This is a genomic window from Terrimonas sp. (assembly GCF_003075435.1).
GTDB lineage: Bacteria > Bacteroidota > Bacteroidia > Chitinophagales > Chitinophagaceae > Agriterribacter.
This window is the reverse complement of sequence record NZ_QCZJ01000082.1, coordinates 1-640: the sequence shown is the minus strand read 5'-3', so window position 1 is coordinate 640 and position 640 is coordinate 1. Positions and strand designations below refer to the sequence as shown.

Here is a 640-nt window from a genome sequence, read left to right as displayed (position 1 = left end):
AAGCAGCCACACACAAACATGCACATGCGTTATATACATTGCTGCCTCATGTACGCATTGCACGTACACACCTGCCATCCGGGGAAGATGTAAACAGTGTATTGCAAAACCATGATGATGCAATGGTATTAGTTGACCTGGTAGAACAACGGGAAAGTTTTTCTTTTTCAATTGAAAAAGAAAAACTTTCTGCTGCAACCATTACCACACCTGCATTATCCGCCTTCGCTGAAGCTACGGCGGACAGGCAACCACTTGCTAAGCTGAACACACAAAACGCCGAACTATTAGTTTACGATAACTGCCAACTAAGAATAGAAGTATGGGGCGGTATAAAGATCACCGGTCTTGACCGGATGAAGGTTACATTGAAAGTGCAGCACAAACAAAAGCAATTATTGCCAATAAGAGATACCCTTGATTTATACAGCCGTAACCAAACCGAACAGTTAATACAAACTATAAGTGAGAGCTTTGATGCTAATATAAAGCAAACAGAAACCACGATCAGCGAGTTGACCAACGAGCTGGAGAACTACCGTATTAAAAGAATAGAGGCATTACAACCCAAGCAGGAAACAAAGAACGAACTAACCCCCGCGCAACGACAAACCGCCATAGCCGAGCTAAAGAAGCCCAA

The 640-nt window shown here is 43.1% G+C and carries 1 protein-coding gene; it reads left to right on the top strand.

Features of this window, described 5'->3' with window-relative positions; genetic code table 11:
- Nucleotides 1-640 (top strand): hypothetical protein (locus tag DC498_RS26340; RefSeq protein ID WP_206197753.1); only part of this gene is annotated, 640 nt, incomplete at both ends.